The following is a 23,387-nucleotide window of genomic DNA, read 5'->3' as shown; positions in this document are numbered from 1 at the left end:
TGCTACCAGAACGAGCGTTGCCATGTCGGGCACGGTTCGTCTAGCCCGGGCCGAGGGCCTAGTTGCTGCAGAAGGGGTCGACGAGCCAGTAGCCAGATTCCATCCGGCGCAACATCTCGCGTGGTCGCGTGGTCGCCCGTGCGTGGAACGCGGCAAGGGGGCCAGCTGCAATTTCTGGCAGGACGTTCACCGGGTTGCGATGTCTGCTTCCCTGCGGGTTCCGTCGGCTCGGGAGGCGGTCTCAAGAGAGGTGAGCAAAACCACTTGCTGTGACGTGCGCGGCGCACGGATGGGATCGAGCGGCCAGTCGGTCTCCATGCGCTCCAGGGACACGTTTTGCGTCGGCTGGCACCTCGGCGTCAGAGGTGCAGGCGGGAATACGTGGTGCCGGCAGTCAGCCTTCGTGCCAATGCAGGCCGAACCGGGTGAAAGCTTCCAACAGCTCGGGCAGGTCCGAGCCGATCCCCGAAGTCTCGTCGGAGGGCTCGACCAGCTGGGGGCGGGGTGGGTCGCCGGCGCGCTCGAACACGGCCCAGACGCGGATCTCGTCCCCGTGGCGGGAATTGAACCTGATGCCGTCGATGGGGCTCGTCCCGTCATTCCGGTCATACACCCATCGGGCGATGTTCCGGGTGAGCAAGCGGTTTCCTGCATCCTTCAGGAGGGCAGTGTCCACGTCGGCAGGGGTCAGCCCGTGTTCGTGGAGCGGGTACCGGGTGATGAGCGTGGCGATGCTCCGGGAGTGGGTGATGAAGCAGTACCGGCCGCGTTGCAGCGCCGATCCATACACCCGGCCCTCGAGCCACGTGTGGCCCACTGCGCCTTCAGGGGCCTCGGGCTGGTTGCCGATGCTGCCGTCGTCGTCCTCAATCTGGTCGAGCTCGACTAGCAGTTCGCGGCAGGGACGGAAGTGGGCCAGGAGCTCCAGCAGGCAGCCCAGGAGACTGTTGGCGGTGTAGATGGTGCGAAACTCCCCCAGCTGGTCATCCCAGCGACCGCCGAATAGCCCCTCGTCGTCGGCATAGTCCCAAGATGTCCACGCCCACGGATCCGGAGCATGTCCCACCCGCCACACCAGATAGGGCTCTCCGGACCCCTCGATCTCCAACTCGGGGGGTGCCATTCGCGGCGGGCTGCTCATCCGATGAAGGCGAACGATTTCGCTACGGCGATGACCTCGCGGGCACCGTCCATCGGGTCGGCCTCTCGCAGCACGTGTGCCGGCGCGTCATCGTGCAGGGTGGGGTTCATGCCTTTGAACCAGGACTGCACCGTCGTTGCGTCGTAGCGGTCGCGCAGCAGCGCTGCCGCGTGGAAGGCATGGCGCAGCCGGTCTTGGTCGGTCTCGCCGGGTGTGCTCGTTCCCTCGGCCCAGCTGGAGACCGAGCGCGTCGACTTCACGCCGCCGATATAGGCGACCAGGCGCACGCCGAGCACCTCGCGCAGTCGCGCGACGAGCTCGGGGAATGGGAGCCGGACGGAGTCCTGGTGGGCGTGCAGCCCGGGCCGTTGATCGGAGGCCATTGCGGTGGTCATGGCTTGAGCATACGCCGGAACGCATGGCAAAAACAGGGTAGAAATGCATCCGAAAGTACATGTGGAATTCCGTCCCCGGCGTGCATGAGGGTGGCCCAGGTTCGATGGGGACATGGGCCCCGACTCTGAGAGGGATCCGGAGGGCCCATGAACCCGCACCGAAAACCGCGGGATGCCGCGGTAATCATCTGTTCGCTTCTGTTCGCTTTCCCGTGGCGCAGTGCCCGGAGTAATCGGGCGAGGGGAGAAGGGGGACCGCCGATGGGCTACTTCGTGAGGCACAAGGGCTACTGGGCCGCTAGTAGCAAAAGCTTCTGCACGATGCATGCACCATGCCGTTGTCGCAAATGAAGAAAACCCCCGGCGAACCGGGGGTTTTCACTGGCGGTGACGGTGGGATTTGAACCCACGTTGGCTTTCACCAAACAACATTTCGAGTGTTGCACCTTCGGCCGCTCGGACACGTCACCAGACTGGACTATTGTAGCGGACGACGCCGGGTCGGCCCAAAACGAGCCCCGCTCTGCCTGCAGCAGAATGGGGTGACATACCGGGGGAGACCGGGCCTACGGTGAAGCATGGACCTGCACCGCGACCCAGCCTTCCGCACCGGACGCCCCACCAATGACGAACGGTGGGGCCCCGAACCGCTGTGGCGCGTGGTCCTGGGCCGCCGCCTCCGGCTGCTGCGCACCATCCGCGGAGACCGACTGGCCGACGTCGCCCGCCTCGCCGGTATCTCCCCGCAGTACCTCTCGGAGATCGAGCGTGGCATCAAGGAACCCTCCAGCGAGATGATCGCCGCCGTCGCCGGCGCCCTGGGCACCACGTTGTTGGACCTCACCTGGCAAGTCGCAGCCCAACTCCACGCTTCGGCACCCGTCCAGATCCTGACGTCCACCGGCCAGCGCGGCTACTCCACCACTGCCGCACCAGCGTCCGGAACCTCCGCGGGTACGACGGCGGACCTCGGCTCCCAGCCTGTCCTGGCCCTGGCGGCCTGAGCACCCCGCCGACCTGACAGGCCCGCCTACGCTCCGACCATCAGGGGCGCCGAGGGCACCCGGTCCAACACCTCGTCGACGAGGCCGTAGGCCAGCGCATCCTCCGCGGTGAAGACCCGCTCCCGATCGGTATCGGCGCGCAACACCGCCAGGTCCTTGCCGGTGTGGCGGGAGAGCACCCGTTCGGCGGCGCCGCGGATCCGCAGCAGCTCATCGGCCTGCAGGATCAGATCCGGAATCGTGCCCCGGCCCTGGCCGGCAGGCTGGTGCAAGACCACGCGGGCGTGGGGGAGTATCATGCGCTGCCCGGCGGCACCGCCCGTGAGCAGCACCGCACTCGCGCCGATGGCCTGTCCGACGCAGATGGTGGACACCGGCGACTTCAGGTACTGCATGGTGTCGTAGACGGCCAGCATCGAGGGCAGGTCTCCGCCTTCGGAGTTGATGTACAGGTCGATCGGCGTGCCGGGGGAGTCCGAATCCAGATGCAGCAGCTGGGCGATCAGCGCGTTGGCGACTCCCGGATCGATGGCGGTGCCCAGGTAGATGATCCGTTCGGAGAGCAGATGGGAGTAGACGTCCATGATGCGCTCGCCGTTGCCGGTCCGGGCGATGACGTTGGGGATGGTGTAGCTGCTCATCGGTCCACCCCCAGCCCGGCATGGCGGTTCCGCGTCAGCGCGATTGTCGCGTAGGAGTCGGCGATCTCGTCGATGAATCCGTACTCCAGTGCCTCCGCTGCGGTGTACCAGCGGTCGTGGAGCGAGTCCTCGAAGATCCGCTCGAGTGGTTGGCCGGTATCCTCGGCGATCAGTCCCAGGACGGTGTCGCGGGTGTGGCGCAGATCGTTGGCCTGGACCTCGACCTCGGCCGATGAACCGCCGATCCCCGCCGAGCCCTGGTGCATCAGGATCCGGGCCCGCGGCAGTGCCCGCCTCTTGCCCGGAGTGCCCGAGGAGAGCAGGAACTGTCCCGCGGAGCAGGCCAGACCGAGGGCCAGTGTGGAGACGTCGTTCGGGATGATCCGCATGATGTCCCGCAGGGCGAGCATGGAGGGGACCGAACCGCCGGGGGAGTGGATCCACAGCGAGATGTCCGATTGGTTGTCGTCGGCCAGGGCCATCATCTGCGAGGCCAGCATCATGCCGTTGTCGTCGTCGAGGGGGCCGTCGAGGACCAGGACGCGATGCATCAGCAGGTGTTGGCGCATGTGGCGGTCGAAGAGGCTGCGTGATTCTGGTTGTTCGCTCATGCCTCCAGCGTGCTGGGCCGCTTGAGCGTTGTCGCCGCCCTGCTGCCGGCGGCGGAATGGCTCTGCTGACGGCAGCGGAGGCGGGGTGGCGTTACCGCATCGCCCGGAAGAAGTCGGTCAGCAGTGTCGCGCATTCGGCCTCGCGCACGCCGGGGAACACCTCGACCCAGTGGTTCAGCCGGGGTTCGCGCAGGATCTCGAAGACGGAACCGGAGGCCCCGGCCTTCTCGTCCCAGGCACCGAAGACGACGCGCGGGATGCGGGAGAGCACGATGGCCCCGGCGCACATGGCGCACGGTTCCAAGGTCACCACCAGGGTGCACTCGGAGAGCCGCCAACCGTCGTCGTGCCCGGAATCCCGCAGCGCTGCGGCGGCGGCCCGGATCGCGACGACTTCCGCGTGGGCGGTGGGGTCCCCGGAGGCCTCGCGTTCGTTGCGGCCGGTGGCGATGACCGATCCGTCGGGGCCGATGATGACGGCGCCGATGGGCACGTCGCCGGTGCCCAGTGCCGCGCGGGCCTCCTCGAGGGCCAGCCCCATCCACCGTGCGTGGCGCGCATCATCCCGTTTCACGCTCCCACAGTAGCCGAGGGGCCGGTCGGTGCTGGTAGTTTTAGGGCATGCGCGTACAGGTAGTCGACCACCCGCTGGTGGCCCACAAGGTTTCGGTTCTCCGCGACAAAAGCACCCCGTCCCCGGTCTTCCGGCAGCTCACCGATGAACTGGTGACCCTGCTGGCGTATGAGGCAACCCGCGAGGTCCGTACGGTCCAGGTGGAGGTCCAGACCCCGGTCGCCACCACCACGGGCACGGCCTTCGCCAAGCCGACCCCGCTGGTGGTCCCGATCCTGCGTGCCGGCCTGGGCATGCTCGAGGGCATGACCCGTCTGGTTCCCACCGCCGAGGTCGGGTTCCTGGGCATGGCCCGCAACGAGAAGACGCTGGACATCGTCACCTACGCCGAGCGCCTGCCCGAGGACCTCACCGGACGCCAGGTGTTCGTGCTGGACCCGATGCTCGCGACCGGCGGCACGCTGATCGAGTCCATCAAGTTCCTCTTCGACCGCGGCGCCTCCGACGTCACCTGCATCTGCCTCATCGCCGCTCCTGAAGGCCTGGACCGGCTCGAGGAGCACTACGGCGACGACGCCCGCGTGCACCTGGTGCTCGCCGCCCTCGACGAGAAGCTGGACGAGAACGCCTACATCGTCCCGGGCCTCGGCGACGCCGGCGACCGGCTCTACGGCCTGGCGCACTAGAAGACACTGCACGACGGCACCCGATGGTCCTGCCCCGGCCGCATGTCGTCCGTCGTGGCGCAGGTACCCCGCTGCTCTTCCTGCACGGAAACGGCGTGGACCACCGTGTGCTGCTGGAGCTCGACGACGTCTTCGCGTCCGGCGACTGGGAGCGGATCTACCTGGATCTTCCCGGATTCGGATCGACCACACGGCTCGACGCCCCCGGCGGCCTGCCGGAGATCGCCGAGTGGCTGGATCAGGCCGTCACGGAGCTGATCGGATCGGCGCGCTTCGCCATCGTCGGGAACTCACTTGGCGGGTTGCTGGCACGTGAGCTCGCCGCGCGGCGAGGGAACCAGGTGCTCGGCATGGCGTTGCTGGCCCCGGTGGTCGACCCGGTGCCAGCGCACCGGACCTTGCCCGATCACGTGGTCCTCGAGCTGGACGCTGCGTTGCTGGAAACCCTGGACGCTGCCGACCGCGGTCTCTACACCGAGCTGGCGGTCATCCAGTCGCAGGAGAACTGGCAGCGCTTTCAACGGGCAGCGCTCCCGGGGCTTCGGGCCGCGGACCTGCGTGCCATGGCCCGTTTAGGCCAGCGGTATTTCCTGACCGAGCCACCGGAGGACCGGTTGATGGGTTTCGAACGACCCGTACTGATCGTCGCGGGGAAACAGGACGCAGTGGTCGGATTCGAAGACCAGCGAGCTCTTGCCGTGCAGTTCCCGCGGGCCACCGTTGCCGAACTCGACGCTGCGGGGCACAACGTCCACCTTGACCAGCCCGGCGTTGTGCATGCCCTGCTGGCCGCGTGGGCAGAACGCCTCAAGCGAGGATAGCCCGCGGAAGTTGTCCCGGTTCCGACGCCTGGAACCGGGACAACCTCGGGAATGGCTACCCCTGCAGGGTGCTCGAGGCCGACCCCAGGTCGTACACGGTCACGCCGTCGACGGTCTGGGAGTCGAAGTTCGCCTCCACCCAGGCCGAGATCTCCGAGGAGGCGCTCGATCCACCATTGGCCCGCAGGCCCATCCCGCCACCGATGAAGTAGTGGATGTCGCCGTTCTGGACGTAGGCCTGGAACTGCTCCAGCGTCGGTGACGGGTCCGAGCCGTTGAAACCACCGATGGGCATGACCGGGTCCTCGGTGGCCAGCTGGTAACCCGAAGCGCTGTTCGACCCGACGGCAGCGGCAACCCAACGGTAGGAAGCGGCATCCTTCTCCAGCAGCGCCTTCAACGTGTCGCCGACCGTCGCCGCGGAGAGCAGCCCCCCGCCGCTCATGCCGCCGCCCGCACCTCCGGGCAGGGTGCCCATGCCGTTCTGCCCCGGCATCGTGCCGGTGCCCGGGCCCATCCCCGTGGGAGGTCGGCCCATGGTGGGAGGCGTCTGCCCCCCTTGCCCGCCGGGGCCAGCGGGGCCACCGGGGCCGCGGGGGCCACCACCCCTGCCGCCGAAGGTGTTGCCGAAGGCTCCGGGCCCGCCGGAGGAAGGACCAGCGGTGATGATCGACCCGCTGCGCCCCTCGGTGGTGGTGACCGCGGCGTACGAGGCGGGCGCCACGATCGTGGAAGCCAAAGCCAGCACCAGCCCGGCGCCAGCGACGCGGCGCAGGAAGGGAACCCGGGCGGAGGTCTGTTCCGACGTCCAGAAGGACGGTGGGACCAGCAGTACCGCGGCGGCCACGACGGCGACGACGCCGACCACCGGGGCGAGCCAGGGCAGGAAGTCGGGGTAGAGGTGCAGCAGGTGAATGCTCCAGAACCCGGTTCCGGCCACCAGTACGGCTGCGGTGATGCGCGCCCAGAGCTGGTCGAGGAACTGGTGCAGCAACCACCCGCCCATCCCGATGAGGGCAGCGATCGCCGGGGCCAGGGCCGCGGTGTAGTACTGGTGGATGATGCCCTGCATGTAGCTGAACACCAGCCAGGTCACCACCAGCCAGGCGGCAGAGGAGACGAACATTGCGGTGAAAGCCCGGCCGCGCGCATCCCGCAGTGCGTGGGTGCGCACCACGATCGCCGCGACCACCAGGACCAGCAACAGGGCGGCGGGCAGCAGCCAGGCGATCTGGGAGGCGAAGTCGCCGGTGAACAGCCGGCCGATGCCGGTATCGCCCCACTGGGAGGCGCCGACGCTTCCGGTTTCGTTGCCGCTGATGCGGCCCAGTCCGTTGTAGCCGAACGTCAGCTCCAGGAACGAGTTGTCCTGCGAGCCGCCGATGTAGGGACGCGCATCGGCGGGCCACAGCTCCACCAGGGCGATCCACCAGCCGGCGGCCACCACCAGTCCGGCTCCCGCGCCGAGCACGTGCAGCAGCTTCCGGCCCCACGTCAGCGGGGACGCGAGCAGGTAGGCCAGCGCGAACCCGGGGACCACCAGCAGGACCTGCAGCTGCTTGGCCAGGAACCCGAAGCCGATCAGCACCCCGCACAGCACCATCCAGCGCAGGGCCGGGCTGGTGCTGTGCCACCACGCCATCCGGGGTTTCCCGCTGGCGGCATGGCCCGTGGACCCCGCCGCGGGCTCCGCCGTGGGCTCCACCGCGGGCCGGGGTTCGCCGGCCTGCACGGCGCGCACCACGGTGTAGGCGGCGGCGGTCATCAGCAGCAGCAACAGCGCCTCGGGGTTGTTGTACCTGAACATCAGCAGCGCCACCGGGGTCAGCGCCAGCACCGCCCCGGCGAGCAGGCCAGCGGCGTGCGAGGCGACCCGGCGGATGGTGGAATACAGCAGCCACACCGAGGCGACGCCCATCAGCGCCTCGGGGACCAGGATGGACCAGCTGCTGAGGCCGAAGATCCGCACGCTCAGCGCCGGGATCCACAACGAGGCCGGCGGTTTGTCCACGGTGATCGAGTTCGCCGCATCGGAGGAACCGAACAGGAACGCCTTCCAGCTCTCGGACCCGGCCTGGATGGCCGCCGCGTAGAACGCGTTGCCCCACCCATTGGCGCCCAGGTTCCAGAGGTAGAGCACCGCGGTGCCCACCAGCAGGATCCCCAGGGCCAGGCGCTGGCGCACCACGGTGGATGCGGGGGCGCGCAGGTGCTGCCACGCGGTGGAGAAGCGGGAGGGGGACGACGGCGGTACCCGGGTGCCGCCGTCGTGCTGGGTATCGGAGAGGGTGCTCATGCGGGGACCTCGGACTTCTTCATCGGGGACGTGGATCCGAAGACCCAGTGGCGGAACAACACGAAGCGCAGCAGGGTGGCCACCAGGTTGGCCAGCACGACGGCGATGATCTCCAACAGGCTGCCGGGGGAGGCGCCGCGGTGGACCAGCACCAGCGCACCGGACGTCAGTGCCAGGCCGATCCCGAAGACCAGCAGCCCCTGGACGTGGTGGGTCACCACCGACTGGCGGCCGCGGATGCCGAAGGTGAACAGCCGGTTCGCCGCTGTATTGCCGATCGCGGTCAGCAGCAGCGCGGTGAAGTTGGCGGCCTGCGCGCCGGTGACGTGGCGCAGCAGCAGGAAGATGGCCAGGTAGGCCAGTGTGGAGACCACCCCGATCGCCCCGAAGCGCACCAGCTGCCCGAAGAGCGTGTTGCTGCGGTTCCGGGCCGGTTCGGAGCGGCCGAGTTCGCGCCGGATGCGCTCCACCGGGATCTTCCCGGAGACCAGCGATCTGCCGATCCGCCAGATGCCGGCCAGGTCGTCGGCCGCGGTGCGGGCCAGCGCGACGCTGGAGTGCGGATCGTCAGTCCAGTCGACGGGGACCTCCGCCACGCGCAGCCCGCACTGTTCGGCGAGCACCAGCAGCTCGGTGTCGAAGAACCACGCGTTGTCCACGGTCAGCGGCAGCAACTGGTCCGCGACGTCCTTGCGGATGGCCTTGAACCCGCATTGGGCGTCGGAGAACCGGGTGCCCAGCGAGCCGTGCAGGATCAGGTTGTAGCCGCGGGAGATGAATTCGCGCTGGGCCCCGCGCACCACGCGGGCCCCGCGGCCCAGCCGGGTGCCGATCGCCAGGTCCGAATGCCCGGAGAGCAGCGGGGCGATCAGCGGGCCGAACGCCGACAGGTCGGTGGAAAGGTCCACGTCCATGTATGCCAGGACCGGGGCGTCGGAGGCGGCCCAGACGGCACGCAGCGCGCGTCCGCGCCCCTTCTCCTCCAGATGCACGACGGCGATGCCCGGCACCTCCCGGGCGACCCGTTCGGCGATGGCCACCGTTTCATCGGTGCTGGCGTTGTCGGCGACGGTGATCCGGTAGTCGAAGGGCAGGGTCTGCGCGAGGTGTGCATCCAGGCGGCGGAGGCTGGCCTCGATGCCTTCCTGTTCGTTGTGGACCGGGATGACGATGTCCACCACGGGGATCCCCGCGACGGGCAGGATCGGTGCCGCCGTCACCGGGGCGAAGGTCCGCGGGGCGGGTCCTGCGCAGTGGGTCGGTGATGCGGTGCTGACAGGGGGTGGGGGTGGTGGTTGGCTCATGGAAACAGCTTCCCCACCGCACTTGTGGCGGCGATGGGGTGGGGCTGTGGTGGATCTGTGAACGTCCTCCGGTTGCCGGTTACGCGGCGGACTGCGGGGGCTGGTCCGGACGCGGGGGCAGGTCGAAGGCCAGCGGCAGCCGGACCTCGAACTCGGTGTGCCCGGGACGGCTACTGACGTGGATGGTTCCGCCGTGGGATTCGACGATGCCGCGCACGATCGGCAACCCCAGCCCCACGGTCCCCTCGGCGCCGGAGCGGGCATTGTCGGCCCGGGTGAAGCGGGCGAAGACCTGGGGCAGGAACTCCGCGTCGATGCCCTCGCCGTCGTCGGTGACGGTGAGGACCCCATGCCGGGCGTCGGCCGAGCGGGCCACGCCGATGTCCACGGTGGTCCCCTCCACGGTGTGCTTGCGCGCGTTGGAGAGCAGGTTGTTCAGCACGCGGGCCAGCTGCGTCCCGTCGCCGCGGACCACCACCGGCTCGTCGGGCAGGTTGAGCCGCCACCGGTGCGTGGGGGCCGCCACCTGGAAGTCGCGCGCGGTTTCCAGGGCGACCTGGGTCAGGTCGACGTCGACGGTGGTGGGCTTCTGTCCTTCGTCGAGGCGGGCCAGCAGGAGCAGGTCCTCCACCAGCGAGCCCATGCGGTGGCTTTGCTCCACGACGCGTCCCAGGGAGGTCCGTCCGTCGGCGCTGAGGTGTTCGGTGGCGGCCACGAGTTCCGAATACCCCCGTACGGCGGCCAAGGGGGTGCGCAGCTCGTGGGAGGCATCGGCGACGAATCGGCGCATGCGTGCCTCCGAATTCTGGCGGACCTCCAGCGCCGACTCGACATTGTCCAGCAGGGCGTTGAGCGCATGGCCCATGTTCCCTGCCTCCGTGCCCGGTTCGGCATCGGCGGCGGCGACGCGTTGGGCCAGCCGGACCTCGCCCACATCCAGGGGCAGTTCGGCGACCGACCCGGCGACCGAGGAGACACGCTCGAGCTGGACCAGCGACCGGCGCACGATCACCGACCCGATCAGGCCGGTGGCCACCAGGCCGGAGGACGCCACCAGGAGCATGGTGATGTCCAGCGAGAACAGGGTCCGCCGCGTGTTCTCCACGGGTAGCCCGGTGATCAGGATCGACTTCCCGGAGGCGCCCGCCGCGGGGTGCCCGGAATCGGTGGAGGTGACGGCCATGAGCCGGTAGCGGCCCACGGAGAGGTCCTGGGTGGACGGCGTTGCATCGGCAGCCACCTCGGCCAGCTGCTGGGCGTCCTTCTCGTTGAGCTGCTTGCGTACCCCGGTCTCGCGGTCCAGGACGCCGCCGATGAGGATGGTATTGCCCTCGATGCGCGCATTCAACGTGCCGGATCCCTGCCCCGGGGCATTCAGGGGGTCGGGGGCATTGCTGCCCTGGCCCGAGGCGTTGCCGTCGAAGGCCGCAGCGCGGTTGGAGGCCTGTTCCAGCTGCTCGTCCAGTTGGCCGTACAGGCTGTTGCTCATCACCGTGTGCGTGAAGACGCCGATCACCAGGCAGATCAGGGCCAGGAGTGCGATGAGCGCGGCCAGCATGCGGGCCCGCAGCGACCAGTGCTTGGCCGGATGCCCGGGACCTGTCGGGTGGTCCGCTCCGGTGGGTGGCTCTGTGGGTTTCGGGGGAGCGGTGGAGCTCACGGCGCGGGCTTCAGCACATACCCGGCGCCGCGGACCGTGTGGATCATGGGCTCTCGCCCGGCGTCGATCTTCTTGCGCAGGTAGGAGACGTAGAGCTCCACGATGTTGGCCTGGCCGCCGAAGTCGTACTGCCACACGCTGTCCAGGATCTGGTTCTTGGACATCACCCGCCGGGAGTTCTCCATCAGGTAGTGCAGCAGGTCGAACTCGGTGGCGGTGAGGTTCACGATGTCCCCGCCGCGGCTGACCTCACGCATGTCCAGGTTCATGACCAGGTCCCCGACCACCAGTTCGGCGGCGTCGGCCTTCGCCGCCCCGGAGCGTTCCACGAGCCGGTGCAGGCGCAGCAGCACCTCCTCGAGGCTGAACGGCTTGGTGACATAGTCGTCGCCACCGAGGGAGAGGCCCTCGATCCGGTTCTCCACCGCATCTTTGGCGGTCAGGAACAAGGCGGGGACCTCGGGCTGGAACGCACGGATCTTGCGCAGCACCTCCGGACCGTCGAATCCGGGGAGCATCCAGTCCAGCACCAGGATGTCCGGATTGAACGACCTCGCCTCCTGCACCGCAGAGGGGCCATCGCCGGCAACCTTGACCTGCCATCCGAGCATGCGCACCCCCATGCTCACCAATTCGGCCAGCGACGGCTCGTCGTCGACCACCAGGGCCCGGATGGGGGTTCCATCGGGGTGTTCCAGTCGGGGGAGCTGGTTCGGGGAGAACTGCGAGTTCGTCATGAGTCGATACTCCTCTGCACCTATAGGGCCGGGCTGGGATGAAGCTGTGTCCGGGCTGTGAACCCTGTGCCTCCTACACTAACCGGCCCGTCGTGGTGGTGGTGAGCCCCGAATTACCCACCGCAGCGCCGGGATAGTCAAGCCCATGAACCGGAAAAATGCCTGTCACGCATAACTATGCATGCCTTGTTTTAGGATTCGCATCACGCCCTCGGAGTGGTCAATTCGAACACTCGTTAAGCGCTTGACTGGCCAAACCGCTGCATCCAAAGGGTTCACTTCAGAGAACTGCGCAATGTGAAACACCTCACAAAGTAAGGATTCCGTCTCACTATATGGACAGATGCGATGAATATTACTTGCGGGTTCGTTTTATTACGGCAAGACTGGTCCTTGTGAACATCGAACCAGCAGCACTCGCGGCCAGCGGCCCCCGTTGGGGCCATGGAGTCGGACGTGCGCGCAGCTGTTGTCGAATGTCGGCCTAGCTTCTTCCCACCCGCCGAAGATCCGAAGCACGGCTGGACCGGTCGCCGCCACCTGCACGACGCCGGACAGCTGCCCCCAAGACAGTTCACCGACTTTTCGCACAGTTAGAGGTTCCACCATGTCTGTTACGTCCGGATACGTCCACATCTCCATCCGCAACGCGCAGAACCGCGCGGCTGCCCAGCGTCAAGGGGGCGGCCATGGGGAATATGGCGCACCGCAGGGCTACCGCCAGCTCCACGCCGTGCCCGCACCGCAGGAGCGCCAGCCGGTGACCGCACCCACTCCGGTCGTGGCCGGCAATGGCACCCCGGGCCCGCAGGCCGTCGAACGCGACACCGAGGCCCGCGGCTTCGTTCTCTACGTCGGCCTCGACGAGGCGACCGCGCAGGAGCAGGGCACCTCGCTGGGCAAGCTGGCCACCCAGGTGCGCGCCTACCTGCAGACGCTGTCCCCGGAGGCCCAGACCCACGCCGCCGTGGCCCTGGCACCGGCCAGCGCCCCGGGTGAGAGCATCGACGTCGTGCGCCAGGCCCTGGGGGACCCGACGGTGGCCCGCCGCCCGCGCACCGAAGCCACCCGCCAGCAGGCCGCCGCACCGCGGCCCTCCGGCGTGTTGATCGACCTCTCGCGCCGCGAGGTCCACCTGGATGGCCAGACGCTGAACCTCACCTTCAAGGAGTTCGAGCTGCTGAACTACCTGGTGGAGAACGGCGCCCGCACCGTCGGCCGCGACGAGCTGCTGACCAACCTGTGGCGCAACGCCGAAGAGGTCCCCAACGAGCGCACCATCGACGTGCACATCCGCCGCCTGCGCTCCAAGCTCGGCCGCCTGGCCAACACCGTGCGCACTGTGCGTGGGCAGGGCTACCGCTTCTACGAGCACCCCGAGGTCATCGTCTGGGCCGCCCCGGAGTACAGCATCTGATCCAGCACCACAGCGCACGACGGCGATGCCCCCTTCCCGGGGCATCGCCGTCGTCGTCTCCACGGTTCCGCCGCCTGCTGTTCCGGCAACCGCTGGCACCTAAACTGGTGGCATGAGCCAGCACGATGTGAAGCGCCTGATGCTCCTGCGCCATGCCAAGGCCGAGTTCCCGTTCGGCGTCGAGGACCACGAGCGGCCGCTGGCCACCCGTGGCAACCGCGAGGCCCCGTCGGCGGGCGCCTGGATGGTGGCGAACGGCTGGATCCCCGACTACATCGTGTGCTCGGACGCGCTGCGCGCCCGGTCCACCTGCGCCTGGGTATCCAGCGAGCTGGGGGAGAAGGGCCCCACCCCGTATCTGGATTCGCGGGTGTATGGCGCCTCGGCCACGCAACTGGTCTCTGTCATCAACGAGACGCCCGAGGCCGTCTCGACCCTGTTGGTCATCGGACACCTGCCGACCGTCCAGGAGGTGGCAATGGCCTTGGCCTCGGTGGAGTCGGAGGAGGAGCCGGTGATGGAGCTGGCCACCCGGTATCCGACGCTGGGGCTGACCCTGTTGGAATCGCGGAAGCCGTGGGCCGAACTCGACGGCCGGGACGCCCGGGTCACCGGGTTCATGGTCCCGCGGCCCTGAGTCGGCGTCGCCCGGTGCCTCAGCCGATGGCGGCGAACGCGGTCACGGCATCGACACAGGTGGCGATGCTGCGCTCGGCGTGGAAGACATGCCTGTCGCGGCCGATGATCAGCACCGCACCGAAGACCGCGGTGGCCAGGGCAGCCGGGTCCGCGCGCTCCAGCGCCGGGTGCCCACCGGTTGCGCGCAAACGCTCCAACGCGTCGGCGATGACGCCGATGATCTCCCCGCGCAGTTCCAAGAGGGTATCGGACCACTCGCTGGGGGTCTGCCACTGCTCGGTGATCCACAGCTGCGCGAACGCCGGGTATTCCTCCATGAACTCCAACGAAGCGGCGATCATGTCCCGGAATCCGGTGAGCGGATCGGGATCCGCGACGCCCTTTTCCAACCGCTCGAAGAGCACATCCGCGCCGAAGCGGATCAGCTGGCCGATCAGCTGGGCCTTGGAGCCGAAGTTGTAGTAGACCGTACCCTTGGAGACGCCGGCCGCAGCGGCGATCTCGTCGACGGTGACCTGGTGGTGGCCCCGCTCGCCGATCAGCGTCATGGAGGCGGCGAAGAGCTTGTGCTTCGAGCCGGTGGCCCGGACGCGTTGCCGACCGGTCATGCCGCCAGCTCGGGGTGCAGCGTCTTCAGGGTCCAGGTCTTGCCGCGGTGGACGGCGAGCACGCTCATGGCCAAGCCGATCGCCGCGTAGCCCAGCAACGCCAGCACGAGCGGGACAAGTCCGTCGAGCGTCGCACCATACATCAGGTGCCGTAGGCCGGTGATCACGTGGCCCATGGGCAACAGGTTGTGGGCCACATGCAGCGGATCCGGTGTGGTCTCCCAGGGGAAGGTGCCGCCGGCGGAGACCAGCTGCAGCACCAGCAGCACCAGCACCACGAGCTTGCCGGGGGTGCCGAGCAGGGCGCAGATGCCTTGTACCAGCGCCGTGAACGCGACGCTCGCCATCAGGAACAACCCCCAGGTCAGCCACGGGTGGGCCGTCTCCAGGCCGAGGCCGTAAAGCACCACGCCGTAGAGCACCGTGGCCTGCAGCATGGACAGGAACAGGAACGGCAGCCAGCCGCCGATCGCGATCTTCCAGGAGGCGGCGTTGGACGCCAGGGCCCGGTGGGTCACCGGACGCATGATCTGCACCAGGATGAAGGCGCCGATCCAGACGGCCAACGTCATGAAGAACGGGGCCAGGCCCTCTCCGTAGGTCCCGGCGCTGGCCTGGTCGGTCTGTGCCACGGAGACGGGGTCGCCGATGACGTTCGAGACCTGCGTCTTCTGCGGGTCCGAGGGGTTGGGGACCCGTTTCGTGCCGTCGGAGAGCTTGGTGGCCAGGGTTCCGGAACCGTCGGCCAGTTGATCCGCCCCGGACGACAGCTTGGAGATCCCCCCACGCAGGTCGGTGGTGCCTTGTTTCAGCGATCCGGTGCCGGTGACGAGGGATGCCGCACCGGTGTTGAGCTGTTGGGCGCCGGAGAGTGCATTCTTCTGCCCCGATTGCAGGGTGTTGGCTCCGCTGGCGAGTTTTCCGGCTCCGGCGGAGAGCTGGTCGGCGCCGTCGGCAGCGTCGGAGATGCCGCCGACGAGGGCGGGTGTGGAATCAGCCAGGGTGTCGGCTCCGGTGGCGAGGGTTCCCAGTCCGCCACTGAGCTGGGAGGCTCCGGTGGCGACCTGCCGGGAGCCCGCCGCGAGCTGGTCGATCTGCGATTGCGCGGTGGCCAGTTCCTTCTTGGTCTTCTCGGCTTCGGCGGTGACGCCCGAGTCCGCGGCCAGTTTCTTGACCGAGGCGCGGGCGGCCTGGGCCTGGTCCGCGGTGATCACGCCGTCATCGATCAGCTGTTGGACGGAGCCGTCCAGGCGCTGGTCGGCGTCGGACTGGAGGGCCTTGATGGTGTCGGCTGCACTTCCCACCTTGGCGCTGAGCTCCTCGTTGCCGTCGGCGACCTGGTCCGCGCCGGTGGCCAGCTTCTTTCCTGCGGCGTTGGCCGAGGCAGCCCCGTCAGAGAGCTGACGGGTCTTCTGCGGCAGCGTCGCGGTCTTGGATTCCAGCGTCCCCAAGCCGCCTGCCAGGCGGTCCGCGCCGTCCTGCAGGTTGCCGGCTCCCGAGGCCAATTGCCCCGTGCCGGTCACGAGCTTCTGCTCGCCCGCCACCAGTGATGAGGTGCCATCGTGGAGCTTGCGGGCCCCTGCGTCCAATTCACCGGCACCGGAGTCGAGCTTCTTGGCCCCCTGGCCGAGGGAGCCGATGCCGTCGTCGAGCTTCACGGCGCCGTCGTGGAGATCCCCGGCTCCGTCGGCCGCCTTGGCCATCTGGGAGTGGATGCGCCCGTATCCGGTCAACAGGGTGTCGGCAGTTTCGGTGCCGACCTCCTTGGCCACGGTGTTGTGGACCTCGCCGGCTAGCTTGTCGGCGAAGGTGCCCACCATGTAGTTGTTGGCATCATTCGTGGTGACCTGCAGGATGGCCTGCTTCGCCGCGTCGAAGTCCTCGGGGGAGGCCAGGTTCTTCGAGAAGTCCTTCGGAATCGTCATGGCGAAGGCGTATTCGCCGGTGCGCACGCCTTCCTCGGCGGCTGCCTCCGAATCCACGACGTTCCAGCCGAACGTCGCGTCCTTGAGCAGGGAGTCCACGACGTCGTCCCCGACGTGCAGGTCCTTGCCGTCCTGCTGGGATCCCTGGTCCTCGTTCACGAGCGCGACCTTGACGTTGTCCAGGTGGGAATACGGGTCCCAGTTCGCGTAGAGGTACAGCGCGCCGTAGAGCAGCGGGACCAGGGTCATGGCCACGATGGCCAGCCACGGCAGGACGCCGCTGGTCATGCGCTTGAGTTCGGATAATGCCAGTCGAAGAGTGGTCATGCGGGGTTCTCCGTGGGGTGGGGGAGGTTGTCGCGGCCGGCGGTGGCCACCTTGCCGGTCCACGCATCGGGAATGCGCTGGACAATGGCGATGATTGCCGGATGCCGCCGTCCGGCGGCAGTCTCGACCAGGTGGGCGATCCAGTCGGCGTCGGGAATGCCGTGCCGGTCGGGGGTGTCCAGGACCAGGAGTTTGGTCTGGTGCTCCTCGAGGGCCAGATGGGTCATGATCTTCAGTCGTTCCAGCGGATCGATGGCATCGATGAACTCGCCGGCCAGATCGGTCACATGGTGGCGTTCCAACCAATCGTCGATGCTGCTGCGACGCCAGAAGGGCCCCGGGTGCAGGGCCAGGTCCTCGGCGACGAGGTCCCTGACCTTGGAGTGGGATTCGGGTTCGTTGATCTCCGGGGAATCAACGATCATGCTGGCGTGACGGACGCCGGCCAGGGAGGAGTCACCCTCCCAGGCGACGGCCCCGGAGTCCGGACGCATGCGGGCGCTCAGACCAAGGGCCAAGGCCGTCCGGGTGGTCTGCGGCTCGGCCTGGACCACGAGGAGTTCCCCGGCCGCCACGCTGAGGCTGGTGGATTCGACCAGGGCCCCGTGGCGTCCGTTGATGAAGAGTTCATTTGCTATCAGCACTCCACCAGTCTAAATCAAACTGACCGGTCAGTTCAATTAGTGTGCAAAAAAGGTGCCAAGAGGTCCCCTGGCCCCTCGGGGCAGGGGGTGGCAGGCGCCGGTCATGGCCACCCTCGGGCCGTGCGGCACATCCCGGGAGTGAGGGGCGGCGTGCGGAGCCGGAAACAACGAAAGGCCCCGCCGAAGCGGGGCCTTTCTGTTGGTGCGCCCAAAGGGATTCGAACCCCTGACCTTCTGTTCCGTAGACAGACGCTCTATCCAGCTGAGCTATGGGCGCTTGATCTGCGACCTCGTCGCTGACCTCGAATAACTATACAGACTGAAGGCGGGGGTGCAAAATCGGGGTAGGTCGTTCCGCGCCAACGCGCCGAAACGACATATTTAACTAGACCGGTCTACGTGATCTTGATCACACTCTGTCGTGGTTTGGGCCCGAAAATCCGGGGGAGAGGCCAGTTGCGGTGCCGGATCGAGACCTGTGGCACTTCGAGGTGCCATTCCGCCCAACGTGTCCGGCCCTAGCATCGATAGGACCAGCAACAGCCCAATGGAGGGAATGGACATGAGCGAGCGCTCCGATCAGACGGTCCTCGACGCGGAGCGTCAGACGGCACCGACGACCCACGCCGAGCTATTGGCTTGGGTGTCAGGCATCGTCGAACTCACCGAACCGGCAGCTGTCCACTGGGTCGATGGCAGCCAGGAAGAGGTCAACCGCCTGACCGGCGAATTGGTTGACGCCGGCACGCTGGTCCGGCTCGACGAGGAGAAGTTCCCCAACTCCTTTGCGGCGTTCTCCGATCCCAAGGACGTCGCCCGGGTCGAGGAGCGGACGTTCATCTGCTCGCCCGAGAAGCGCGACGCCGGGTTCACCAACAACTGGATGGACCCGAAGGAGATGACCCCGATCCTGCAGGATCTCTTCAAGGGGTCCATGCATGGCCGGACCATGTACGTCATCCCGTTTGTCATGGGCCCCCTGGATGCGGAGCAGCCGCAGTTCGGCGTCGAGATCACCGACTCCGCCTACGTCGTGGCCTCCATGCGGATCATGGCACTCATCGGCAACGACGTGCTGCGCAAGATGGAAGCCACCAACGCCTTCTTCGTCCCCGCCGTGCACTCGGTGGGTGCACCCTTGGAATCCGGCCAGGCCGACGTGCCGTGGCCGTGCAACGAGGACAAGTGGATCGTCCACTTCCCCGAGGACCGCTCGATCTGGTCCTACGGATCCGGCTACGGCGGCAACGCCCTGCTGGGCAAGAAGTGCTTCGCGCTGCGCATTGCCTCCGTCATGGCGCGCGACGAGGGCTGGCTCGCCGAGCACATGCTGATCCTCAAGCTCACCAGCCCGCAGGGCAAGAGCTACAACGTCGCCGCCGCGTTCCCCTCGGCGTGCGGCAAGACCAACCTGGCGCTGCTGGATCCAACGGTCGAAGGCTGGAAGGCCGAGACGCTGGGCGATGACATCAACTGGATGCGCATCGGCAAGGAAGGCGAGTTGCGCGGGGTCAACCCCGAATACGGCCTCTTCGGCGTCGCCCCCGGCACCGGCTGGGCGACCAACCCCAATGCCATGCGTGCCATCATCAAGGGGAACTCGATCTTCACCAACGTCGCCCTGACCGACGACGGCGGTGTCTGGTGGGAGGGCATGACCGAAGAGGTCCCCGCCCACCTCACCGATTGGCGTGGCAACGAGTGGACGCCGGAGTCCGGGACCCCGGCTGCCCACCCGAACTCCCGCTTCTGCACCCCGATCAACCAGATCGACATGCTCGCCGAGGAGTTCTACAGCCCGGACGGCGTGGAGATCCATGCGATCCTCTTCGGCGGACGCCGCAAGACGACGATTCCGCTGGTGACCGAGGCCCGCTCGTGGACCAACGGCATCTTCATGGGTTCGACCCTCTCCTCGGAGACGACCGCCGCTGCGGCCGGCGCCGTGGGCCGGGTCCGCCGCGACCCGATGGCCATGCTGCCCTTCATCGGCTATGACGCCGGGGACTACCTCAACCACTGGGACTCCATCGAGTCCAAGGCCAATCCGGAGCGCCTGCCGCGCATCTTCCTGGTCAACTGGTTCCGCCGCACTCCCGAGGGTGGCTTCGCATGGCCCGGGTTCGGTGATAACTCGCGGGTGCTCAAATGGATCATCGAGCGCATCGAAGGCACCGCAGATGCCCGCGAGACCCCCATTGGCAACGTGCCGACCGGCGAGTCGATGGACCTCACCGGCCTGGACGGGTTCACCGCCGCAGATGTCGACGTTGCCGTCACGGTCGACCCGGAGGAATGGAAGCAGGAACTGGCAGGCATCGAGGAGTGGTACGCCAACTTCGGCGATTCGCTTCCGGCTTCGCTGCAGAACGAACTGGACGGACTGAAGCAGCGCCTCGGCGCCTAGCAGTCCACCCGCACGACGGCGGGGAGCCCGGCCCGGCACCCGGGTGGGCTCCCCGCCGTCGTGCGTGGTGGAGGTCATGCCACCGGGCGGCGCCCGACAAGGCACACGCCGCCGCCATGGGCGACTTTTCACCTAGCGGGCTGGCATGATGGTTTCATGATCCTCGCGCGCTTGATCCTCGGGCTGCTCAGCCTTTCGCCGATGACCGGCTATGACCTGAAGAAGCATTTCGACTCGAGCATCAACCACTTCTGGAACGCCGACAAGGCGCAGATCTACCGCACGCTCGCCCAGCTGGTGTCCGAGGGGCTGGCCACCGTGCATACCGTCCCGCAGGAGAACTATCCGGCCCGGCAGGAGCACCACATCACCCGCGCCGGCCGCTCGGCGCTGCAGGAATGGCTCACCGGCACCCTGGACCGCCAGCCGGCCCGTGAACCGTTCCTGGGGCGCATCTTCTTCTCCGGTTCCCTCGCCCGTGACGAGGTGCTGGGCCTGCTGGCCGCCCGACGCACCGAGGCGCGTGACCTGCTCGACGCCTACCGGGCACTGCGCGCCGAACTCGACGAGGCAGCACTCACCGACCGCCGCGGCTACCTCATGGCCGCCACGCTGGACCACGGCATAGCCCACGTCGATGCGGAGCTTGCCTGGTTGGACTCCGTCGAAGGGGACCTGCCATGAAAGAGCGCCCTGCCACCGACCCACAGCAGGCAGCCGCCGCCGGCCCGGCCGCGCGGCCCGATCCGGCAGGCTACCCGGAGATCCACCGGCCTCAGCGGGCGCGGGCGGACGGCAAATCCGCCCAGACGCTGGTGTTCCTGCATGGGGGCAACGTCGCCAACTGGATGTGGGACCCACAGGTCAAGGCGTTTCCCGCCTACCAGGTCTTCACCCCGCACCTGCCCGGTTTCGGTGCCCGTGCCGAGGAGGACTGGCAGGGCCTGGACAGTGCGGCGGACGACGTCGCAGCGTTCATCGCCGAGGAGGTCGAGGACGGGAGGGTCCACCTGGTCGGGCTCTCGCTCGGTGGCGTCGTGGGGTTGCGGGCGGTGGCCCGGCATCCCGAATTGTTTGCCAGCGCCCTGTTCTCCGGGGCTTCCGTGCGCCCGGTCGGGGCGGCGGCCCGGGTTTCCTCCGCGGCCCAGCTGCGCTTCGGGGACGCCGAATGGTTCTGGAAGGTCCAGGCCGGCGCGTTCGGGATCCCCGCGCATTCCCGCCAGCTCTATTCCGACCACGGATTGAGCCTGCGCCCGGAGAACATGAAGGCACTGGTCGAGGAGGTCTATGCCGGCGGGCTGCCCGGGGGGCTCGGAGACTTCGCCGGGCGCCTGCTGATGGTGGCCGGCGCCCGGGAGCCCGCGGTGGTGCGCAAGGGCTTCGCCGATGTGGCTGCCGTGCGCCCGAACACCGAGTTCCGCCTGGCACCGGGCATGCACCACCAGTGGAGCATCGAGGACCCCCTGTTCTTCAATGCCATGGTCCGCGCCTGGATCGAACGCGGCGAGGCACATCCCCGGCTGGCGCGGGTCCCCGGACTCTGACGGCAGGGCGCAGCGGTCCGGGGCCCGCGGGCATCAGCCGGCCGCGGGACCGACCGGGATCGTCGCCTGGAGGTAGACGCTGGAGCCGGCTGCGGCGAACTCGCGGCTCTTGGCCTCCAGGCCCGCGGCGATGCCATCGGCCAGTTCGCGTTGCCTCGACGCCCCGCCGAACTCGTCGCGGATGTCCTGGGAGATGCGCATGGAACAGAACTTCGGCCCACACATGGAGCAGAAGTGCGCCGTCTTCGCCGGTTCGGCCGGGAGCGTCTCGTCGTGGAACGCCTGGGCGGTGGCCGGATCCAGGCCCAAGGCGAACTGGTCGTTCCAACGGAACTCGAAGCGCGCCCGGGAGAGGGCATCATCACGTGCCGTGGCCCCGGGGTGCCCCTTGGCGACGTCGGCGGCATGGGCGGCGATCTTGTAGGTGATCACCCCGGTCTTCACATCGTCCTTGTCCGGCAGCCCCAGGTGCTCCTTCGGGGTGACGTAACACAGCATGGCCGTGCCATATCTGGCGATCTCCGTCGCCCCGATGGCGCTGGTGATGTGGTCATACCCCGGTGCCGTGTCGGTGACCAGCGGGCCCAGCGTGTAGAACGGTGCCCCCTGGCACAGCTCCTGCTGGCGTTCGACGTTCTCGCGGACGAGGTGCAGGGGGATGTGGCCGGGCCCTTCCACCATGACCTGGACGTCGAAGTGCCAGGCGCGGCTGGTCAGCTCCGCGAGGGTGTCCAGTTCGGCAAATTGTGCTGCATCATTGGCATCGGCCAACGACCCGGGCCGCAATCCATCTCCCAGGGAGAAGGCCACGTCGTAGCGGGCGAAGATCGCGCAGAGCTCGTCGTAGTGCGTGTACAGGAAGTTCTCCTGGTGGTGGGCCAGGCACCATCCGGCCATGATCGAACCACCGCGCGAGACGATCCCGGTCACCCGGTCAGCGGTCAGCGGGACGTGGCGCAACAGGACGCCGGCGTGGATGGTCATGTAGTCCACCCCCTGCTCGCACTGTTCGACCACGGTGTCCCGGAAGATCTCCCACGTCAGCTTCGCCGCGTCGCCGTCGACCTTCTCCAGGGCCTGGTAGATCGGCACGGTGCCGATCGGGACCGGGGAGTTGCGGATCAGCCATTCACGCGTGGTGTGGATGTCGTCGCCGGTGGACAGGTCCATGACCGTGTCGGCGCCCCATTGGGTGGCCCAGGTGAGCTTGTCGACCTCCTCGGCGATCGAGGATGTCACTGCCGAGTTGCCGATGTTGGCGTTGATCTTGACCAGGAACGCCTTGCCGATGATCATCGGCTCGGACTCCGGGTGGTTGATGTTCACCGGGATGATGGCCCGGCCGGCGGCGACCTCGCTGCGCACCAGCTCCACATCGCAGCCCTCGCGCAGTGCGACGTAGCGCATTTCGGGGGTGATGGTGCCGCGACGGGCGTAGTGCATCTGGGTGACCGTCTGCCCCTCGTGGGAGCGGCGGGGGATGGGGGCGGTGCCGGTCCATTCGGCCGATGCGGCGCCGCGGCGCACAGCCGATCGGCCATCGTCGTGGAGGTTTCGGCGCCGGCCCTCATACTCCTCGGTGTCGCCGCGGGCGGCGATCCAGGCGGTGCGTGGCCGGGGCAGTCCGGCAGTGGGCTCGGAACCGGGCCCCGCAGTCCGGTAGGCCAGATGCGGTTCGTTGGGCCGGCTGTCGGGGGAGTCGGCCAGTGAAATGGCGGTGACCGGAACGCGCAGGCCGTGGTCGGGATCCTCGAGCCAGTGGAGCCGGTGCTGCGGATGCTGCTCCCAGGTGGTGGGTGTTTCACCCCCAGCCCCGGGCGTGCTGGTCCCCGTGGAGGCAGACGGAATGGTGGTGGGTGTTTCCAGGGAATTGCTCATTCGAGCCCTCAACTTCCTACGCCGGCATGACCCGGACAGGTTCGACGGTCCCGAGCGGTCAGCTCGATCTCAGCCCCTCCTGGGGCACCCGTGTGGACCCTGCGAGCGTAGCCGAACGGCCCGTGACC

Annotated in this window: 21 protein-coding genes, 2 tRNA genes and 1 riboswitch; of the genes, 8 read left to right on the top strand and 15 right to left on the bottom strand. The window is 68.1% G+C overall.

What is annotated here, in order from left to right; translation table 11 throughout:
- Positions 1 to 394: 394 nt before the first annotated feature.
- The 3 genes from ABD088_RS07380 to ABD088_RS07370 form a co-directional block, all read right to left on the bottom strand.
- Complete coding sequence (locus tag ABD088_RS07380; protein WP_343901145.1) at positions 395 to 1,123, bottom strand: RES domain-containing protein; 729 nt, start codon at positions 1,121 to 1,123, stop codon at positions 395 to 397.
- 14 nt (positions 1,124 to 1,137) lie between these two features.
- Positions 1,138 to 1,536: a hypothetical protein gene (locus ABD088_RS07375; RefSeq protein ID WP_343901144.1), complete on the bottom strand. Its 399-nt coding sequence runs from the start codon at positions 1,534 to 1,536 to the stop codon at positions 1,138 to 1,140.
- A 382-nt stretch (positions 1,537 to 1,918) separates the two neighbouring features.
- A tRNA-Ser gene (locus ABD088_RS07370) sits at positions 1,919 to 2,006 on the bottom strand.
- Positions 2,007 to 2,114: 108 nt separating this feature from the next.
- Here ABD088_RS07370 and ABD088_RS07365 point away from each other — a divergent pair.
- Positions 2,115 to 2,540 (top strand): helix-turn-helix domain-containing protein, encoded by a 426-nt coding sequence (locus ABD088_RS07365; protein WP_343901143.1) that lies wholly within the window; start codon positions 2,115 to 2,117, stop codon positions 2,538 to 2,540.
- Positions 2,541 to 2,566: 26 nt separating this feature from the next.
- On the opposite strand, the gene ABD088_RS07360 is transcribed toward ABD088_RS07365, so the two are convergent.
- The 3 genes from ABD088_RS07360 to tadA form a co-directional block, all read right to left on the bottom strand.
- The gene (locus ABD088_RS07360; RefSeq protein ID WP_343901141.1) at positions 2,567 to 3,181 is read right to left on the bottom strand and encodes a ClpP family protease; all 615 of its coding nucleotides are present in this window, start codon (positions 3,179 to 3,181) and stop codon (positions 2,567 to 2,569) included.
- Complete coding sequence (locus ABD088_RS07355) at positions 3,178 to 3,792, bottom strand: ClpP family protease (protein WP_343901140.1); 615 nt, start codon at positions 3,790 to 3,792, stop codon at positions 3,178 to 3,180. Before ABD088_RS07355 ends, ABD088_RS07360 begins: the two co-directional genes overlap by 4 nt.
- Positions 3,793 to 3,883: 91 nt before the next feature.
- A complete protein-coding gene (tadA, locus tag ABD088_RS07350) occupies positions 3,884 to 4,366 on the bottom strand; it encodes a tRNA adenosine(34) deaminase TadA (RefSeq protein WP_343901138.1) in 483 nt (160 codons plus the stop codon).
- Between the two features lie 47 nt (positions 4,367 to 4,413).
- Between tadA and upp the strand changes: the two genes are divergently transcribed.
- On the top strand, positions 4,414 to 5,052 hold the full coding sequence (gene upp / locus ABD088_RS07345) for a uracil phosphoribosyltransferase (protein WP_343901136.1): 639 nt from the start codon (positions 4,414 to 4,416) through the stop codon (positions 5,050 to 5,052).
- 23 nt (positions 5,053 to 5,075) lie between these two features.
- A complete protein-coding gene (locus tag ABD088_RS07340; protein WP_343901135.1) occupies positions 5,076 to 5,873 on the top strand; it encodes an alpha/beta fold hydrolase in 798 nt (265 codons plus the stop codon).
- Positions 5,874 to 5,928: 55 nt separating this feature from the next.
- Here ABD088_RS07340 and ABD088_RS07335 read toward each other — a convergent pair whose 3' ends face one another.
- The 4 genes from ABD088_RS07335 to ABD088_RS07320 all read right to left on the bottom strand — a co-directional run bounded on the left by ABD088_RS07335 (position 5,929) and on the right by ABD088_RS07320 (position 11,870).
- Entirely contained in the window at positions 5,929 to 8,169 is a 2,241-nt protein-coding gene (locus tag ABD088_RS07335) for an ArnT family glycosyltransferase (protein WP_343901133.1), read from the bottom strand.
- Positions 8,166 to 9,473 (bottom strand): bifunctional glycosyltransferase family 2/GtrA family protein, encoded by a 1,308-nt coding sequence (locus ABD088_RS07330; RefSeq protein ID WP_343901131.1) that lies wholly within the window; start codon positions 9,471 to 9,473, stop codon positions 8,166 to 8,168. The genes ABD088_RS07335 and ABD088_RS07330 overlap by 4 nt, the downstream gene beginning before the upstream one ends.
- Positions 9,474 to 9,552: 79 nt before the next feature.
- Positions 9,553 to 11,133, bottom strand: coding sequence for a sensor histidine kinase (locus tag ABD088_RS07325; RefSeq protein WP_343901129.1), 1,581 nt, complete (start codon positions 11,131 to 11,133; stop codon positions 9,553 to 9,555).
- On the bottom strand, positions 11,130 to 11,870 hold the full coding sequence (locus ABD088_RS07320) for a response regulator transcription factor (protein ID WP_343901127.1): 741 nt from the start codon (positions 11,868 to 11,870) through the stop codon (positions 11,130 to 11,132). Before ABD088_RS07320 ends, ABD088_RS07325 begins: the two co-directional genes overlap by 4 nt.
- 607 nt (positions 11,871 to 12,477) lie before the next feature.
- On the opposite strand from ABD088_RS07320, the gene ABD088_RS07315 reads away from it, so the two are divergent.
- Both ABD088_RS07315 and ABD088_RS07310 read left to right on the top strand, forming a co-directional pair.
- Complete coding sequence (locus ABD088_RS07315; RefSeq protein WP_343901125.1) at positions 12,478 to 13,287, top strand: winged helix-turn-helix domain-containing protein; 810 nt, start codon at positions 12,478 to 12,480, stop codon at positions 13,285 to 13,287.
- Positions 13,288 to 13,399: 112 nt separating this feature from the next.
- Positions 13,400 to 13,924 carry a SixA phosphatase family protein gene (locus ABD088_RS07310; protein ID WP_343901124.1) on the top strand — a complete coding sequence of 175 codons (525 nt, stop codon included), beginning with the start codon at positions 13,400 to 13,402 and terminating at the stop codon, positions 13,922 to 13,924.
- A 19-nt stretch (positions 13,925 to 13,943) separates the two neighbouring features.
- Here the strand turns inward: ABD088_RS07310 and ABD088_RS07305 are convergent, their stop codons facing one another.
- The 4 genes from ABD088_RS07305 to ABD088_RS07290 form a co-directional block, all read right to left on the bottom strand.
- Positions 13,944 to 14,534, bottom strand: coding sequence for a TetR/AcrR family transcriptional regulator (locus tag ABD088_RS07305; RefSeq protein WP_343901122.1), 591 nt, complete (start codon positions 14,532 to 14,534; stop codon positions 13,944 to 13,946).
- Complete coding sequence (locus tag ABD088_RS07300; protein ID WP_343901121.1) at positions 14,531 to 16,786, bottom strand: YhgE/Pip family protein; 2,256 nt, start codon at positions 16,784 to 16,786, stop codon at positions 14,531 to 14,533. Before ABD088_RS07300 ends, ABD088_RS07305 begins: the two co-directional genes overlap by 4 nt.
- Positions 16,783 to 17,430 carry a P-loop NTPase family protein gene (locus tag ABD088_RS07295; protein ID WP_343901120.1) on the bottom strand — a complete coding sequence of 216 codons (648 nt, stop codon included), beginning with the start codon at positions 17,428 to 17,430 and terminating at the stop codon, positions 16,783 to 16,785. The genes ABD088_RS07300 and ABD088_RS07295 overlap by 4 nt, the downstream gene beginning before the upstream one ends.
- A gap of 200 nt (positions 17,431 to 17,630) precedes the next feature.
- A tRNA-Arg gene (locus ABD088_RS07290) sits at positions 17,631 to 17,707 on the bottom strand.
- Between the two features lie 285 nt (positions 17,708 to 17,992).
- Between ABD088_RS07290 and ABD088_RS07285 the strand changes: the two genes are divergently transcribed.
- The 3 genes from ABD088_RS07285 to ABD088_RS07275 all read left to right on the top strand — a co-directional run bounded on the left by ABD088_RS07285 (position 17,993) and on the right by ABD088_RS07275 (position 21,381).
- Positions 17,993 to 19,837, top strand: coding sequence for a phosphoenolpyruvate carboxykinase (GTP) (locus tag ABD088_RS07285; RefSeq protein ID WP_343901118.1), 1,845 nt, complete (start codon positions 17,993 to 17,995; stop codon positions 19,835 to 19,837).
- Positions 19,838 to 19,993: 156 nt separating this feature from the next.
- Complete coding sequence (locus tag ABD088_RS07280; RefSeq protein WP_343901117.1) at positions 19,994 to 20,521, top strand: PadR family transcriptional regulator; 528 nt, start codon at positions 19,994 to 19,996, stop codon at positions 20,519 to 20,521.
- On the top strand, positions 20,518 to 21,381 hold the full coding sequence (locus ABD088_RS07275) for an alpha/beta fold hydrolase (protein ID WP_343901115.1): 864 nt from the start codon (positions 20,518 to 20,520) through the stop codon (positions 21,379 to 21,381). Before ABD088_RS07280 ends, ABD088_RS07275 begins: the two co-directional genes overlap by 4 nt.
- Positions 21,382 to 21,414: 33 nt before the next feature.
- Here the strand turns inward: ABD088_RS07275 and thiC are convergent, their stop codons facing one another.
- Entirely contained in the window at positions 21,415 to 23,259 is a 1,845-nt protein-coding gene (thiC, locus tag ABD088_RS07270; protein ID WP_343901114.1) for a phosphomethylpyrimidine synthase ThiC, read from the bottom strand.
- A riboswitch (TPP riboswitch) is annotated at positions 23,256 to 23,361 on the bottom strand. (Overlaps the previous gene by 4 nt.)
- Positions 23,362 to 23,387 lie beyond the last annotated feature (26 nt).

Origin of the sequence: Arthrobacter rhombi (assembly GCF_039526245.1) — a bacterium.
Lineage (GTDB): Bacteria > Actinomycetota > Actinomycetes > Actinomycetales > Micrococcaceae > Arthrobacter_H > Arthrobacter_H rhombi.
Note: the sequence above shows the minus strand (reverse complement) of the source record. Positions and strands in the feature narration are given on the sequence as shown.